At 48.5% G+C, this 15,392-nt stretch carries 16 protein-coding genes; 9 read left to right on the forward strand and 7 right to left on the reverse strand.

The window, feature by feature from the left end; all coding sequences use genetic code 11:
• The first annotated feature begins 83 nt into the window (after window positions 1-83).
• Together guaD and PLA01S_RS02505 are read left to right on the forward strand one after the other, a co-directional pair.
• A complete protein-coding gene (gene guaD, locus PLA01S_RS02500; RefSeq protein WP_127589904.1) occupies window positions 84-1,448 on the forward strand; it encodes a guanine deaminase in 1,365 nt (454 codons plus the stop codon).
• Between the two features lie 44 nt (window positions 1,449-1,492).
• Entirely contained in the window at window positions 1,493-2,845 is a 1,353-nt protein-coding gene (locus PLA01S_RS02505) for a uracil-xanthine permease family protein (RefSeq protein ID WP_127589905.1), read from the forward strand.
• A 149-nt stretch (window positions 2,846-2,994) separates the two neighbouring features.
• Here the strand turns inward: PLA01S_RS02505 and PLA01S_RS02510 are convergent, their stop codons facing one another.
• Window positions 2,995-3,420 (reverse strand): DUF6157 family protein, encoded by a 426-nt coding sequence (locus tag PLA01S_RS02510; protein ID WP_127589906.1) that lies wholly within the window; start codon window positions 3,418-3,420, stop codon window positions 2,995-2,997.
• Between the two features lie 237 nt (window positions 3,421-3,657).
• Here PLA01S_RS02510 and PLA01S_RS02515 point away from each other — a divergent pair, with 237 nt between their 5' ends.
• Window positions 3,658-4,527 carry a helix-turn-helix transcriptional regulator gene (locus PLA01S_RS02515; protein WP_127589907.1) on the forward strand — a complete coding sequence of 290 codons (870 nt, stop codon included), beginning with the start codon at window positions 3,658-3,660 and terminating at the stop codon, window positions 4,525-4,527.
• 82 nt (window positions 4,528-4,609) lie between these two features.
• Here the strand turns inward: PLA01S_RS02515 and PLA01S_RS02520 are convergent, their stop codons facing one another.
• From PLA01S_RS02520 to PLA01S_RS02530, 5 genes are all read right to left on the reverse strand, one after another.
• Complete coding sequence (locus PLA01S_RS02520; RefSeq protein ID WP_246059279.1) at window positions 4,610-5,326, reverse strand: hypothetical protein; 717 nt, start codon at window positions 5,324-5,326, stop codon at window positions 4,610-4,612.
• Between the two features lie 281 nt (window positions 5,327-5,607).
• Window positions 5,608-5,874, reverse strand: a complete 267-nt coding sequence (locus PLA01S_RS32360; protein WP_246059280.1) for a hypothetical protein — start codon at window positions 5,872-5,874, stop codon at window positions 5,608-5,610.
• Between the two features lie 78 nt (window positions 5,875-5,952).
• Complete coding sequence (locus PLA01S_RS32365) at window positions 5,953-6,132, reverse strand: hypothetical protein (RefSeq protein WP_246059281.1); 180 nt, start codon at window positions 6,130-6,132, stop codon at window positions 5,953-5,955.
• A gap of 24 nt (window positions 6,133-6,156) precedes the next feature.
• Entirely contained in the window at window positions 6,157-6,342 is a 186-nt protein-coding gene (locus PLA01S_RS32370) for an SMI1/KNR4 family protein (RefSeq protein WP_246059282.1), read from the reverse strand.
• 112 nt (window positions 6,343-6,454) lie between these two features.
• Window positions 6,455-6,814 carry a hypothetical protein gene (locus tag PLA01S_RS02530; protein WP_246059283.1) on the reverse strand — a complete coding sequence of 120 codons (360 nt, stop codon included), beginning with the start codon at window positions 6,812-6,814 and terminating at the stop codon, window positions 6,455-6,457.
• Between the two features lie 411 nt (window positions 6,815-7,225).
• Here PLA01S_RS02530 and PLA01S_RS02535 point away from each other — a divergent pair, with 411 nt between their 5' ends.
• The 6 genes from PLA01S_RS02535 to PLA01S_RS02560 all read left to right on the forward strand — a co-directional run bounded on the left by PLA01S_RS02535 (window position 7,226) and on the right by PLA01S_RS02560 (window position 13,001).
• Window positions 7,226-8,005, forward strand: coding sequence for an ABC transporter permease subunit (locus tag PLA01S_RS02535; RefSeq protein ID WP_127589909.1), 780 nt, complete (start codon window positions 7,226-7,228; stop codon window positions 8,003-8,005).
• Between the two features lie 13 nt (window positions 8,006-8,018).
• Window positions 8,019-8,816: an ATP-binding cassette domain-containing protein gene (locus tag PLA01S_RS02540; RefSeq protein WP_127589910.1), complete on the forward strand. Its 798-nt coding sequence runs from the start codon at window positions 8,019-8,021 to the stop codon at window positions 8,814-8,816.
• 114 nt (window positions 8,817-8,930) lie between these two features.
• Window positions 8,931-9,947, forward strand: a complete 1,017-nt coding sequence (locus PLA01S_RS02545; protein WP_127589911.1) for an ABC transporter substrate-binding protein — start codon at window positions 8,931-8,933, stop codon at window positions 9,945-9,947.
• Window positions 9,944-10,843 carry an aliphatic sulfonate ABC transporter substrate-binding protein gene (locus PLA01S_RS02550; protein WP_127589912.1) on the forward strand — a complete coding sequence of 300 codons (900 nt, stop codon included), beginning with the start codon at window positions 9,944-9,946 and terminating at the stop codon, window positions 10,841-10,843. The genes PLA01S_RS02545 and PLA01S_RS02550 overlap by 4 nt, the downstream gene beginning before the upstream one ends.
• 1 nt (window position 10,844) lies before the next feature.
• Window positions 10,845-11,987, forward strand: a complete 1,143-nt coding sequence (locus PLA01S_RS02555) for an LLM class flavin-dependent oxidoreductase (RefSeq protein ID WP_127589913.1) — start codon at window positions 10,845-10,847, stop codon at window positions 11,985-11,987.
• A 69-nt stretch (window positions 11,988-12,056) separates the two neighbouring features.
• Window positions 12,057-13,001, forward strand: a complete 945-nt coding sequence (locus tag PLA01S_RS02560) for an ABC transporter substrate-binding protein (protein ID WP_246059284.1) — start codon at window positions 12,057-12,059, stop codon at window positions 12,999-13,001.
• A gap of 326 nt (window positions 13,002-13,327) precedes the next feature.
• On the opposite strand, the gene PLA01S_RS02565 is transcribed toward PLA01S_RS02560, so the two are convergent.
• Window positions 13,328-15,313 (reverse strand): beta-galactosidase, encoded by a 1,986-nt coding sequence (locus PLA01S_RS02565; protein ID WP_127589915.1) that lies wholly within the window; start codon window positions 15,311-15,313, stop codon window positions 13,328-13,330.
• Window positions 15,314-15,392: the final 79 nt, after the last annotated feature.

Here is a 15,392-nt window from a genome sequence, read left to right on the forward strand (position 1 = left end):
TCGCCTTTAAACTATAGACATCTCTTTTTCCACGGACTATAATGACAAAAGCGCTCCAAAAAACGAACATTAAGGCGGTAAGTATGAGTAAATATATGTTATTATTTCAAGGGACTTCTTTTTCAAGCAAATCTCTCAAAGAAATTCAAGTATTGAGAGACTATCTTTATTGCATCAATGGAGACGGCATGATTGAGCGAGTCGTGGCACCGGAAGAGGCCGACTATCAATCCTTGCTGGATACATATCAAGGCAGCGACAGCTTTCATCGATTAGAGGAAGGACAGTATTTCTTGCCTGGTTTTGTCGACTTGCATGTTCATGCGCCGCAATGGGCTCAATCCGGAACCGCATTGGACATTCCGCTCTATGATTGGCTGAACACCTATACGTTCCCGCTGGAGTCGAAATTCTCCGATCTCGAGTTTGCGCAAAAGGTTTACGACGATGTGGTAAGCACCCTGCTGGCCAATGGAACAACGACGGCCCTTTATTTTGCCACGGTGCATAAAGAAGCCAGCTTGTTGTTAGCCCAAATCTGTGCGAGCAAAGGCCAGCGCGGACTTGTCGGAAAGGTCGTCATGGACGATCCCGAGCAGAATCCGGATTACTACCGCGATGCGAACACATCCACAGCGCTGGCGGATACAGAGGAATTTATTATCGCTGTACAGGAACTGGCCAAGACCACAAAACAAGGCGTGTACCCCGTAGTCACACCAAGATTCATTCCAAGCTGTACCGATAAGGGGCTGAAGGGTTTAGGCGAGCTAGCCGATAAATACGATACATATGTGCAATCCCACTGCAGCGAAAGCGATTGGGCGCACGGGTATGTGAAAAATCGATTCCAGAAAAACGATGCGTTTGCCTTGCATGACTTTGGCCTGCTGCGTGATAAATCGGTCATGGCTCATTGTAATTTCCTTGATGATCAGGATGCCGAATTATTCGCTGACACCGGCACCGCGATCGCGCATTGCCCGATATCCAACGCGTATTTTGCCAACAGCGTCATCCCGGTCGCTCGCTTCCATGCCAAAAATGTGGAGATCGGTTTAGGCTCTGATCTATCCGGCGGCTTCTCACCCAGTCTCTTCGATAATATAAGACAGGCCGTAATGTCCTCGAGGATGCTGGAAGATGGCGTGAACACCTCCCTTCCTGCGGAAGCTCGCGGCGTACCCGAGTCGCGGATTACGGTCCATGAGGCATTCTATCTGGCTACGGCTGGAGGCGGTGAAAGTCTGAGCCTGCCGATTGGTCGCATTCAAGAAAACTATGCGTGGGATGTGCAGGTGATCGATACGAGACTTCCATCCGCCAAGCTGCCGATTTTTGATGAGAATGAAGACGCACAAGATATTTTTCAGAAGATCATGTATCTGGCTCGTCCTGAGCATATCCGCCAGGTGTGGGTGCAAGGGGAAAAGGTTTATACGCGTTAAGAAAGATATAGCAATTCATCCTAACATTCGAGGTGTCCAGCGGAGTGAAAACACAAGCAGACAAGCAAAATGACGAGCAAACGAAGTCACAGCATTTAACGGTACCTCCCGACGGCAAAATATCATTCGGGAAATCCGCCATTCTCGGTTTACAGCATGTCGTCGCGATGGACGTTTATGTCGTCCCTTTCCTGATTGCCATGCTAATCGGCTTAGCGCCCAATCAGTCCAGCGCGTTGATTCAATCCACGTTTATTGCGGCCGGGCTTGCCACGATCATGCAAACGTATTTCTGTATGAAGCTGCCGATGGCGCAGGGTCCTTCCTATGTTCCACTCGGCGCGATTGTCGCCATTTATGCCGCCAGCGGCGGCGGAGAGATGGGTTGGAGTTCCGTGCTGGGCGCGAGCTTAATTGGCGCGATCCTCGTGATTATTTTGGGGTATACGGGAGTTTTCAATAAAATCGTTACATCCTTCATCCCACCCATTGTCGGGGGCACGATCATCTTCATTGTAGGTCTGTCATTATTGCCAGTAGCCATTCGAGACAATATCTACGGCGCCACGGACGCTACCATCAATCAGAATGTGCTGCTGGCTCTAATCTCAGCGGCTGCACTCATCCTCTTCGTCATCCTGGGTTCTGTGTTCCGAACAAGAGGCGCGATATTCCGCGTGACGTCCGTGATGGTCGCATTAATTATCGGATGTATCTCGGCCAACTTTATGGGTGTGTTGGATTTCAGCGCTGTCGCAAACGCCAAGTGGTTCAGCATGCCGCAGATCCCATTTAAGGATTTTGGCTTCTCGTTCGACTTCTCGGCGATCATCACCATGGTCATTATTTATCTCGTACTGCTGGCGGAAACCACAGGTACATGGTTTGCCATTAGCAACGTCATTGATAAACCGTTAACGGATAAGAACATTAACCGTGGGGTTATCGGTGAAGGGATTAGCTGCCTGATTGCTTCAGGACTCGGTTCCACGCCGGTTACCGGCTATTCCACGAATGCAGGCATTATCTCCATCACGGGTGTGGCCAGTCGTCGAGTCTTTCTGGCGGTAGGCGGATGGTTTGTCCTCTTCGGGTGCTCCGGCAAATTGGCCGCGCTGATTTCCTCGATCCCAACCGCGGTCATCGGCGGCGTATTCGCCATCGTCTGCGGCATCATCTCGATTAACGGGATCCAGGTCATGAAGAACGAAAAAATCGGGGAAAAAGAAATGTACATTATCGCCATCCCGATGATTTTGACGTTGGCATTAGTGCTCATTCCTAAAGATTTCTTGTACACGTTGCCTACGTTCGTGCAGTATTTGCTGGGTTCACCAATTCTGGCTGCTTCTATTGCGGCGATATTATTGAATAAATTGCTGCCGAGTGCAAAGTAGGTTTTAGAGCGAGGTAATCGGAGTTGATATGTAAGCTAAACGGGGCTGCCCTCAAAGAGACTACGTTTGTTGTAGGCTTTGGGGGTGGCTTTTTTTTATGGGTGACACAGATCAAATCAAACATGTGTTTACTGAACCTGTGATTGCACTCACTTCTTCTTGTTTCTCATGGCGGCGAGCAGCTTCACCTTCCCGTTGACTCCTTCCACAAAGCGCCGATAGTCGGGGGATTCCACCGGAACGATCGCGATTTGCCCCTTCGCATTGAAATGAATCCCCCACCCGTATTTCTTCGGGAGCATCGATGCTCTCAAGCATGGTTGCGGCTTCCTAAAAAACTCGTCTCGAATCTGGTCTCCTCTCTCGGCTAACTCCGTCTCCGGAATGTTCTTGTGCCGGATATGCACTTCGTACAAGAGCTCCTCCTGGGTATAGGCGTACGGATTATTCGTGATTAACTCAAACTCGATGCCCGGCTTGGTTTTTCCGTCTTTCTTGTCCGGCGGCTGCGTTCCAGTCTCAACAGGGCAATCTGCAGCAACGGTAATAAACGTATCATAGTAATTCCAATCCATTATCGTTCCCCCTAAACAATATATAGCACCGCTCATAACACATCGACTTATTTAAAACTAATTATAACCCTCTATCCCTGACAGAATCGGTCAGTCAATCAATTTTTCATAATTCCAACTAATGTATCCCAGCAGCAGTGACATTCTTGGTTAGTGGATTGCGAATTGCCTTCTAAGCGGTATAACGCGTGTGGTATACTTAGCACAAAAAATAGAGCGCGTGACGAAGGAGTTAGTATGAACCATCATAGAATAATAGAACAAGCATTGATTCATATCGAGGAAAATTTAGAACAGCCTTTATCCGTGTCATCCGTTGCTCTTACTTTCAATATGTCTAAATATTATTTTCATAGGCTTTTTTCTGCCATGATGGGCTGTTCGTTAAATCAGTACATCCTATCTAGAAGATTGAATGCCACTTTATCACTCATTTATAACAACAACTTATCATTAACCGATATTGCTTATCAGTTAGCCTTTGGTACGCAAGCCTCATTCACCCGGGCATTCAAACAACATTACGGCGTAGCTCCAAGTTCGCTAAGAGCAGGGTTCAAACATATCACTCCGACTCAAATACCTACTGTGGTTAAAAGACCATTTAAAAATATTAATGGTGATATCGTCACGGATTTCACACTGACAGAGTTCAAAGAGACCCGAATAAGCGGAATTGCCTTTGAAGTAGACCTAGCCACTGATGATTATAAGCAGAAGATTCACTCCCATTCAAAAATGCTGCTGAATCATATTGATGAAAACATAAATGGTTCTTGTTTTGTCATTTATTCAAACTGTCAACCCAATTCAACCCGGTTCAAAGTTCTGTTCGGAATCCCAAGTGACATTCAAATTCATAAACCCTTTTATTTCACGGTTGATGTACCGACTATTTTTTGTGCGAGGTTCAACTATTTTGGTGACCTGCTTGATATTGGAGAAGTGCTCAAATCAGACTATGCAAGATTCTTAAAGATTTCCAAGCAAGAGTCCGATCAATCGGATATTGAGCTTATCCAAGTTTTTAATGACGTCCACAATCTGGATTCAACCTACCATATCTATGCACCCATCAAGAAACTTCCTGACGATCTGGAAATTTAATGTTGCACCGAGGAACCAAACCGTCAGAAGAACTATTAATTTCATCCATATAGGTAAGATCGAAGACATCTTTAATTCGATGTTACTTACGTTCCGACCAAATAATATATCCGATCCATATAAGAGCAACTCCCATCGGTATCGCCAATGCCCGATCAAACGGATGGGGGATGATTGCAGCGGCAACGGTCACTACAGCAGCGAAGGCCAGCAGAATTGCTGCTGGGCGAGGGAAGACTCTGGCACGTAATGTGGCGATGCCTAGCAGCAGACCTCCTAGCATATACACTACTCCCGCGAGAGGTGCTAATATTGGGAAGATCCCCAGATCAACCTCGCTGACTGTTCCTCCAAATAGCCCAACCATTCCTACCACAAACTTATCAGCATCACTTGTCAACAACGGCAAAACGAATGCTTCGATGAAACTAAAAATGATTGAGATTAACCAGAACAGATTGAACAAAAGGAAACCGACCAAGCCAAGCCACCCCGCTTCTTTCGCTTGGCGTACATAGAACCCCGTAATTCCGATCAGGTTAAAGAACGACATAGCCATAGTCAGGCATGCAACCACTACCCAAGAGTTTGTGCGCACAGAAGAGATATCATCTGTCGGGTGGATAAACTGAATGACGATATATAGAATCCCCGCTATTATTGCCATAAATCCTGACCATCGGTTGAGAACATGTGCTGTTATTATTGATTTACTTATCTCTTTATTGTGCTCTATATTCACGATGATTCCTCCACTTCTAGATATTAATAACATGATCGCCATATCTTTTCTCGACATGACAGGTTTTGACTCCAACCATCCATTGAGGTTATTTTGAATTTTTTTTCTACGGCCCCTTCCTTATTGTGTTTGTCGAATATAACTTAACAAATATATCCTGCCCTTACTTTTCAAATCTTGCTGTAATTGGTGAAGGGATCGTAAGGAATCTTATAACGAAAAAAAGCACCTCTCTCGAGATGCAAACGAATCTACAATATATTTCCCCCATTCAATCTATTGGACCGTAACCATATCAACCATTCGCCGTTACTTGTGGTACTTGCTCCCTCAACCTGTCACTGTGCTGACAGATTCGTTCGAAATGCAGGCAAGTTGTTGGCCTTCCCCATCTCGCTTAGTAGATTCTTCATGCTTGCTCGCTGAAAGGACGCCAGATATACAGCCAACGGATCATCCGTCTCTTCGGATACGTCGAGTTCAAACACGATCAGCACATCGTCCTTCACGTAGATTTTCCACGCATTCAGTTCTGACCCTTCCTCAATCTCATGCTCCGACTCCTCTAGATGCATACATCTGCGATAGTCGGATAAGCTCCACATGCTCTCATCGAAAATAGCCCAATACGGCAGTCGATCCTCGACGCCCAACTGAACGAGTGCCTTGCCAGCGAGAAAGCGTTAAAGCGATCGATTTTCCAGCTGCCAATCGGGGGAGTTCCACGCGCACAAATAGACCGGTGGATCTTCCTGCTCCAAATCCTGAATTCGGATCCCGCAATATATCACGGACTCCTCTACTTGATAGAAGACCAGAAAGGCCTTGTCTGTCGTAAAAAACGTGTCATCGGGAATAAACACATCCTGCAGAGGGAGCGGTTCATATTAGTTATTGCACCCTTGGGTGATATATGGGGATCGTCCCAAAATCTTATAATAATCCCTCAGTGCAACTGGCAACCGAAAGCCAAGGGTCTGTTCCTTGGCCAGGATGTCTGCTTCCCGAATGCCGTGGGCCTCCTTATGATGCTCTCCCACTACACGGAGAAGTTCTTCGATATTCGCTTCCATTTAGTTGAGTCAACCTCCTCGACGTATATCGTTCAACAGGCTTCTGCGAGTTCTTCTAGAGAACATTGATACGCTTCGCAACGAATACAATCTAATTTATTCAATCTAACAATCACGAATTTAATAAGTCTGAAGCTGAAACCCTTTTCCAGTCTTCAAGTCCGATTAAGCGTAATAGGCGTTCTTTTTCCAAATCGTCAAATTTGTCGGTATCCTTTTTAAGGCTCCCTTCAAATTCCTTCATGTAATGCTCATTATTCATATCCGTAACATACATGTAATAGACATCTTGGATGGTATCACCGTTGCGATATTGAAACTGAAAGACATACATTTGTTTTACTTCTTGGATTTTAGGCAACGGTCCGGCTTCTCCATTCTGTGCCCATCGTGCAGCAGTCTTCAACAAATCAGGATCACTTTGTACAATGATCAGTTCGGGTTGAACGCGACTGGAATCATTACGGTACATATAAATATTTATCATATCCAATTTTGCGGATCCTTCTTCTATTCTATCCTGATTTCTTGGCGAACAGGAGGTTACGATCGAAGCAACAAGGACAACATACAACAAGACTATTTTTTTGTTAAAATGAAACACTCCTATAAATCAACTTCAATCAAGTAAGTATTTTCCGTAATGAGAGAATTCGTATTGTACCATATTTTAACATAACCTCTTCAATAGACTCGCATAATTCCGGTTGACGAAACCAAAATCGAGAAGTATAATCAAATCCATATTAAACTTATAGGAATTATTAATCATTAAGATACCGACCATTCAAATGGAGGTCACAGCCTCAGCAGGATATTCTGCTGGAGCTGTGGCCTTTTATTGTTGATCATCCTATTTTTGAAAGCTAGGTGAGTTGAAGTGATGAGAAAGTTCCTTTCCAATCCATTGATCGGAAAATGTTTGCCTTGGGTTCTCCCCATCTTACTAATCGTTGGGTGGTCCATATTATCCAATCATGATGTGATATCCAGGAAGATCCTCCCCCTGCCTCAGGACGTTTTATTTTCTTTCAGAGATTTGTTGTTATCAGGAGAATTAATCGCGCATATTTCAATTAGTTTTCAAAGAGCGTTCATTGGTTTCTTAATCGGCGGGGGGATCGGTCTTGTACTGGGCTTTATGAACGGCTTATCGTCCATCGCTGAAAAATTGTTAGATACGACGATTCAAATGGTACGCAATGTTCCTCACCTGGCGATGATTCCATTAGTCGTTCTATGGTTTGGCATTGGTGAGGAATCGAAAATATTTTTAGTCGCGATCGGCGTGTTATTCCCGGTCTACATCAATACCCTGCACGGCATTCGCTCCGTAGACAACGGATTGATCGAAATGGGGAACGTATACGGGCTGCGCTCCGCTTCGCTCTTTTGGAAAGTCGTTCTGCCTGGCGCACTTCCTTCCATTTTAGTCGGACTACGCTACGCTTTAGGCATCATGTGGTTGACTCTCATCGTATCCGAAACGATTGCTACGAATTCGGGCATCGGCTTTCTGGCCATGAATGCAAGAGAATACATGCAAACCGATATCATTCTGCTTACCATTTTGCTTTATGCCTTATTTGGAAAGCTGGCCGATTCCATCGCTAAGCTCTTAGAGAAGCGATTTTTACAATGGAACCCGAACTATCAAAAGTAAGCTCTGAAAGGATGTGTCGACCCTGAATTCCTCAACCCATGGTGTACATCTTCGTACAACAAGATTACAGAAAAGCTTTGGCGAACAACCTGTACTTCAAGGCATTGAGCTGGACGTGAAGCCAGGAGAGTTCATCGCTATCATCGGGCGAAGCGGCTGCGGGAAAAGCACACTATTACGGGTAATCGCCGGATTGGAACCCTCCACGTCGGGAGAAATATGGATCAATGACCATCCGGTTCAGCATGTACATCCCGAAACTCGGATGATGTTTCAAGATGCAAGGCTGTTGCCTTGGAATAAGGTCATCGATAATGTTGCGATCGGACTTCGAAAAGAAGACCGTCATAAAGCCGAAGCCGCTTTAGAGCAGGTTGGGCTGGGTGCGCGGGCCAATGAATGGCCATCTGTGCTGTCCGGCGGTCAGAAACAACGAGTCGCCTTAGCAAGAGCGTTAGCCAGCCATCCCAAATTATTGTTGCTCGATGAACCTTTAGGAGCGCTGGATGCATTGACCCGTATTGAAATGCAGCAATTAATCGAATCGCTGTGGCAGCAGCAGCAATTTACGACCGTCTTGATTACGCACGATGTCGAAGAGGCTGTCCTCTTGGCCGATCGCGTGGTGCTTATTGAAGAAGGCAGCATCGCTATGGATCGAATTGTCCCTTTCTCACGTCCGCGTCAACGGGGAAATGCCGAGGTGGCAGCATTCATCGATAAAATCCTTAAGCGGGTCATGGGCATAATCGAAGTGGAAAGCCGAAATGAAGCAGAAGACCTCCCCTATCCCTTAAAGAAAGGGTCATAGGCTCTAGCATAAGCCCGCTTGTAAGGCTTAATGGATAACCATTTCTTGAAGGAGGTGGATCAAAAGCGAGTGATGACCGGACGCGAAACCAAAAAAAGAAAGGAGCCCTGAAGCATGCCTAACATCGATAACCCGCAAGAAATCGTGAAGGAAATTAGGATTACACGCTGCCCGGTTCCGACAGCAGCCAGTTTGGCCCTTGACCTAGGGCTTCTTCAACAGGAGCTTGAAAAGTCCGGATGTACGGCGGCGGAACTAACAAGAAACGCCAATCACGCTTTGCCTCATGCGCATTTTAATCACACCTTACCTTTCCTGTTGCGGGAAGGAGGAAACATTCCGGCTTTATGGGCGCGCTCTACCGGAAGCGATACGCGGCTGATCGGACTAAGCTGGGTCGATGAATATCAAGCGATCCTTACCCTTCCCGACTCGGATATTCAGGTGCCTGGCGATTTGCGTGGAAGACGGATCGGAATTCCTCGCCATCGTTATTTAGAGATTGATTTTCGAGCGGCCCAAGCGCTTCGCGGTTTTCATAATGCGCTCTCGCTTGCAAATCTTACGCTGGATGATGTCAACATCGTTCATCTTGAGGCGGTTCCTGAAGGAAGAAGGGATTCATGGAATACCGAGATCGAGGCGCTGCAGCGACGCGAGATCGATGCTGTTTTTGTCAAAGGAGCTACCGGGCTTGAGGCCGCTCGTACGGTTGCCGTGAAGGAAGTGATCGAGCTCGGGTTCCATCCGGATCCGCTGGTGCGTGTCAACAATGGCGTACCCCGAACCGTGACGGTCGATACGGCCTTGACGGAACAGGAGCATATCGTGGAACAGATTCTCACTTCTCTGCTTCGCGCCGCGGATTGGTCCAAAGATCATCCCGATGATTTCATTCGGGTCGTTACAAAAGAAACCGGCGCTTCATCCGAATATGTAGCCTCCGCTTATCGTAATATTTCGCTTCGACCGGCACTACGCGAAGACTATTTAACGGCGCTTGATGCCCAGAGCAGGTTCCTGTTTGAACATGGTTTTCTCCCGAATCCCGTGAACGTATGGGACTGGATTCTTCCAGAACCGTTAGCCGCGGCTGAACAAAACATTGCCAAAGGAGTGTCCCTCACATGACTCAAAGTAAAGCAGACGTAACCATCGGCGTTCATCCCAATAATCATTCGTTATTCGTATTGCGCCGCTTAGGCTTTTTAGAAGAGATTCTTAAAGACCATAACGCATCCGTTGCTTGGGTCGATTACACCGATGGAGCGAAGACGCCACTGCGCATTGCTTCTGGAGAAATCGACTTTGGAGGTACAGGGTCTACGCCGCCGTTAACCGCGCAGGCTTCGGATATCGATATTGTGTACGTTGCGGTATCGAATCCTCGTACAGCTAGCGGAGCTTTGGTCGTTCGCAAAGCAACGCCGGTGCAATCCGTTGCAGATTTGAAAGGTTTGCGCATTGCGCTTTCCGAAGGGTCATGGCATACGAGTTTTCTGGCAACCGCGCTCGATAAGGCAGGCCTTCTTTATGATGATGTCGTTCGAGTTGATATAGGCAATGATGGGGCGAACGCATTGCTGGCTGGGAAAGTGGAGGCTTGGGTCGGCAACGACCCGCAGCTGACGGAGCTGCATAACAAAGGACTCGTTCGTACGCTGGTGCCGCTTGAATCCCATATCTCTCACCGTTCCGTATGGTTTGCCGACCGGGATTTTGCGACAAATCGACCGCAGCTGCTCAAGGCCGTCGTCGAAGCTCTGAAGCAGGCCGATGGTTGGATTCAAGAAAATACGCGTGAAGCGGCAGAGCTTTTTGCCCGGGATTTGCCTCATTGGCCTTCCGTGGATTCATGGGAAGCGGCACTACGGCGGAGACCTTGGGGGCTGCAGCCGATTACCGAAGAATTCATAACTGAACAGCAGCGGGTTGCCGATCTGTTAGCACGACAGCACATTTTGCCTAAGAAAATTGTCGTTTCAGATGCCGTTTTGCCCGTCCCCGTAGAAATTGGAGGAGAATAACGTGGCCGCACATAAAGAGAATGTTGAGGTGTATTGGTATTTAACGGCACCGGATGGCCGGAGCCCATGGTCAACGGATGGTGCGCGCAAAATCGATTTGCCTTACCTAAGGCAGATTGCCTCGGCTGTAGACCAATTAGGGTTTACCGGCGCATTGCTGGCAACGGGCCCGCATGATACGTGGGTGCTTGGATCATCCCTCATATCCAGTACGAACAACATGCGTTTTCTAATCGCTGTTCATCCACCGTTGATTTCCCCCGTGCTCGCCGCGAAAATGACGCAAACCTTCGATGATTTTTCCGGAGGACGCGTATTATTAAACATCGTGAACGGAAACACGGCACAAATGCGCGCCTATGGTTCAACGCTTGGGCATGATGAACGTTATGCCTACACGGATGAATGGATTCAGGTGTGGAGACAAGCGGTGGCCGGAGAACACCTGGATTTCCATGGCAAGTATATTACGGCCGAAGGCAAAGCCTTACAGCTCACCTCCACGCAGAAGCCAACGCCGCCTCTGTGGTTCGGCGGATCATCGCAAGCGGCTCACCTCACGGCAGCCAAGCATATCGATACGTACCTGAGCTGGGGGGAAACGCCACCGCAAGTCGCAGAGAAGATCAAAGATCTTCAAGCATTAGCTGCTGAGCAAGGGCGTACCATGCGATATGGCATCCGGCTATATCTGATCGTTCGCGATACGGATGAAGAAGCTTGGCAAGAAGCGGATCGGCTGCTCAAGACGATGGATCCGCAGACCGTGGAGAACATGCAAACCATCCTTCGAAACAGCGATTCGGTGGGGCAGCAGCGCATGCTTCGCAATCACAACGGCCAAATTCCTAAAGACGCTCGGGAGCTTGAAATTCATCCGGATTTGTGGGCCGGGATGAGTCTGGTAAGACCAGGTCCTGGTACAACGATCGTAGGCAGTCCGGAAACCGTTCTGGCGCGCATAAGAGAGTATCAAGATGCTGGCATTTCAACCTTTATATTCTCCGGTGTTCCGTTGCTCGAAGAAGCTTATCGTGTAGGGGAATACATCCTGCCCCATCTTCGCATTGACCATCAAGCGGTAACCACGCCGAAGCAAGAAGAACAGGAGAAGGTTATCACTTGGGCTCATCAAATCCACTAAATGATCCGGCAAAAAGGGAAGTGTCCTATGCGAAAAATAAGCTTACATGTACTATTAGTAATTCTGTTAGTGACGTTATCGGCTTGCAGTAAAGCCGGTCAAGCGAAACAAGCCAAAGCTGAGGATGAAGCCGTACCCGTTCGTCTTGGAATACTGCGCAGTGCCCAGCCATTAAGTTTATCCGAGGAAGGCGGGCCCTTGTATAAAAGGCTGGAAGCAGCCGGAGCGAGCATTGAAAAAACAGGCGGTTTTGCCGCCATGTCTCCGGCGATCGAAGCGTTAAATGCAGATTCCATTGATATCACGATCGGCTCGATTACGGCAGCCATCAGCGCTCTTGTCGGAGGCTCATCGGAATTCACCATTTTTACCAAGCAGCAAGGCGATCTTCATAATCAAGGCATTGTGGCCAAGCCGGGAGCCGGTATTACAGGTCCTTCAGACCTTCGAGGTAAGAAGATCGCCGTCAACCGCGGCGGCACGGGCGAATACCTACTATATAAAGCGCTGGAGAAAGGCGGACTCGATGCAAGCGAAGTCGAGATTGTCTATCTTCCGCCAACGGAAGCAGGACCGGCCTTTGAAAGCGGGCAAGTCGACGCTTGGGCGACATGGGGTTCGTTTACGGCCGTGGCGCTCGTCGACTTCGGTGCAGAGCTGGTCATTTCCGCAGGCGACATCGAATCCGACAATGATACGGTGTATATTGTGCGAAACGGCTTCCTGAAGGAGCATCCCGAACTCGTGCATGAAGTGTTTGAAGGCTTGAATGAAGAGTCCGCGCTTCTGTCTGACGACGTTGATCACACCGTCCAATTAATTCAAGAGATCCAAGGCGTCTCCGAACCCGTCGCTCGTCAGCAGCTAGAAGGCTCTTTATTCCCGTTTGACCCGATTGATGACACCGTCCGCCAACGTTGGCAAGCAGTGGCCGATTATATGTTTGAGAAAGGAATTATTCCGAATGAAGTGGACGTCCTATCCAACACGGTGGATGTGAGGACGTTGAAGTGAGCCTGCATGAAGTAAGCTGAGAGGAGCGGTGAGCATCAGGCATTGTTCCGTAAAAATCCCACTATGCAACCCTTCGAGGGCACGAGGTCTGTTGAGGACTTGGTGTCCTTTTTTTCATGTTCAATCATACCAATCGGACGGTCCATACCAGAAAGCTGTGATTGATCTGTAAGTTCTGGATTTTGGCTTTCGGTTAAAGGTAGCTTGCCCACTATACAATAACGATTGATTTTTGATCGTGATGATTTGAATTAAATTCGTTAAACAGCGACAAAGAGCCGTCCCTCAAGGTATTCGGCCTTGTGAGACAGCCCTGCGCATTGATTCTATAAAGTTAAAATATCTACGCCCAGAGCAGGCAGCGTAATCTTCTGCTCCGATCTCTCGCCAGTTAACAAGCTGCGGTAGGGAACGTCAAGCGTAACCTCTCGTTGCTCATTCGTTAAATTGATCAGGAACAGGAAGCTTTCCTCACCCTTTGTTCGAATCGACAACTCGACACCTTCCGGCAGTTGGAGCTTGGGTGCCAAGTTCTTTTCCTTCAAAATGCCTTCGAAAAGCTGATAGAAATACGACGGCTCGGGCCAAGTGCCGACATAATACACTTCACCTTTACCGAGCTTATTGACGGTAACTGCAGGCACGCCCTCGTAAAAGTCGTTGTCATACCAGGCAATCGGTTCTGCTCCTCGCAGTTCCAGCAGATCGCACCATTGCTTCGCAGCGAATGTCCGACCCTCCGCGTTCCGAATCCGATGCTCGCTGTTGCCGATTGCATCATATTCACTAACGACAACACCCGCCGCTTCCGCCAGCAGCCCCGGCAGAGGCAGCATCTCGCATACATTCCTCATGTTCTTCACGCCTGTCCGGTTGGTGAGGAGGACCGTGCCGCCTTCGGCTGCGAATCGCTCCAGCCGCTGCGCGACTTCTTCATTTAACAGGAAGAGCGAAGGGACAATGACCAGCTTGTAGCCATCAAGCGCCTCGGTCCAGTTGATCACGTCCGTACCGACGCCCATCTTCAGAAATGCATTGTGCATAGAAGACAAGTTGTCGATATAGTGCATCCCCCCCTCCGCTTGCGGCTGAAGGGAAAGCGCCGTATGCTGATCGTGCGAATGGAGAATTGCAACCTGGTTGACGATTGTCGAGCCCGCCAATAGCTCCCCTACCCGGTTCACCTCGCGCGTAAGCTCCGCGAACTCCCTGAACCTGCGGCCGGGAATATTGCTATGGTCGATAAGCCCATGCCAGAACTGTTCGGCTCCGACGGCGGCACTCCGCCAGCGGAAATGGACGACCGTATCGGCGCCGCGGGCGATTGTCTGCCAGGAGCGAGCTCGGATCAGTCCGGGATAAGGGGTGCGCTGAATCGGCATCCAGGCACCTTGCGCTCCGCTCAGTTGCTCCATTACCCAGAAATTGCGGCGCTTGATGCCGCGAACCAAGTCCAGCGTCAGCGCTCCGTTCCTCGGAAACCGATCGCCATAATCGCGATACAACTCATTCGGATAATAATCGACAGAGGCGAAGTCCAGACCTTGGTAGAGATCATAATAGTCCAGGCTATTCGGATATTGCCACATGTTATGCGTCACGAATTGGCCCGGACAGTTGCGGCGTAAAATCTCAAGCTGCCATCCCAGCAGATAGCCTACGCTTTCCGAACAGAACCGCTTATATTCCAGAAGGTAGGAAGGATTCATCGGCTTGCTGGTGCCGAGCGGCGTCGTTACCTCGGCCCAGCTGCTGTACTCCCCGCTCCAGACGACCGTGCCCCATTCCCGGTTCAACTCTTCCAGACTGGAATAACGGTTCTGCAGCCAAGCGACAAAGGCACGATTGCACGTATCGCAATGGCATTCCTGGTAGTGCATCTCGTTATCGATTTGCCAGCCGATGACGGCGGGATGCTTCGCGTAGCGTTGTGATATCGCTTCTATAAAATTGGAGCCCAGCATTCTCAGAGAGTAGCTGTTGTTGCAGCGATGTCCGCGCACACCCGGCCGGATGATTTGACGTTGCTCGTTCATGGGCAGCACATCCGGATAACGGGTTGTCATCCAGTTCGGCGGCGTATTGGTAGGCGTGCATAACACGATCCCCATGCCGCGCGAGGCGAATACTTCTATCGCTTTATCCAACCATTCAAACCGATAATCGCCCTCGGTCGGTTCCATTCGGCTCCAGGCGAACTCCGCCATTCGTACAACGGCAACACCCGTCTCTTGCATAAGCGCTGCATCCTTCTCCCACAGCTCGGGCGTCCATTGCTCCGGATAATAATCGATTCCGACTTTAATCGTCATCCTGCGCTCCCCTTTATCCATCAGTATATTACGATTATATGTTATATTAAATGGAGTGAATATCTTAAATATTTAATTA

The sequence above is a fragment of the Paenibacillus lautus NBRC 15380 genome, assembly GCF_004000945.1.
In the GTDB taxonomy this organism is placed as follows: Bacteria; Bacillota; Bacilli; order Paenibacillales; family Paenibacillaceae; genus Paenibacillus_AQ; species Paenibacillus_AQ lautus.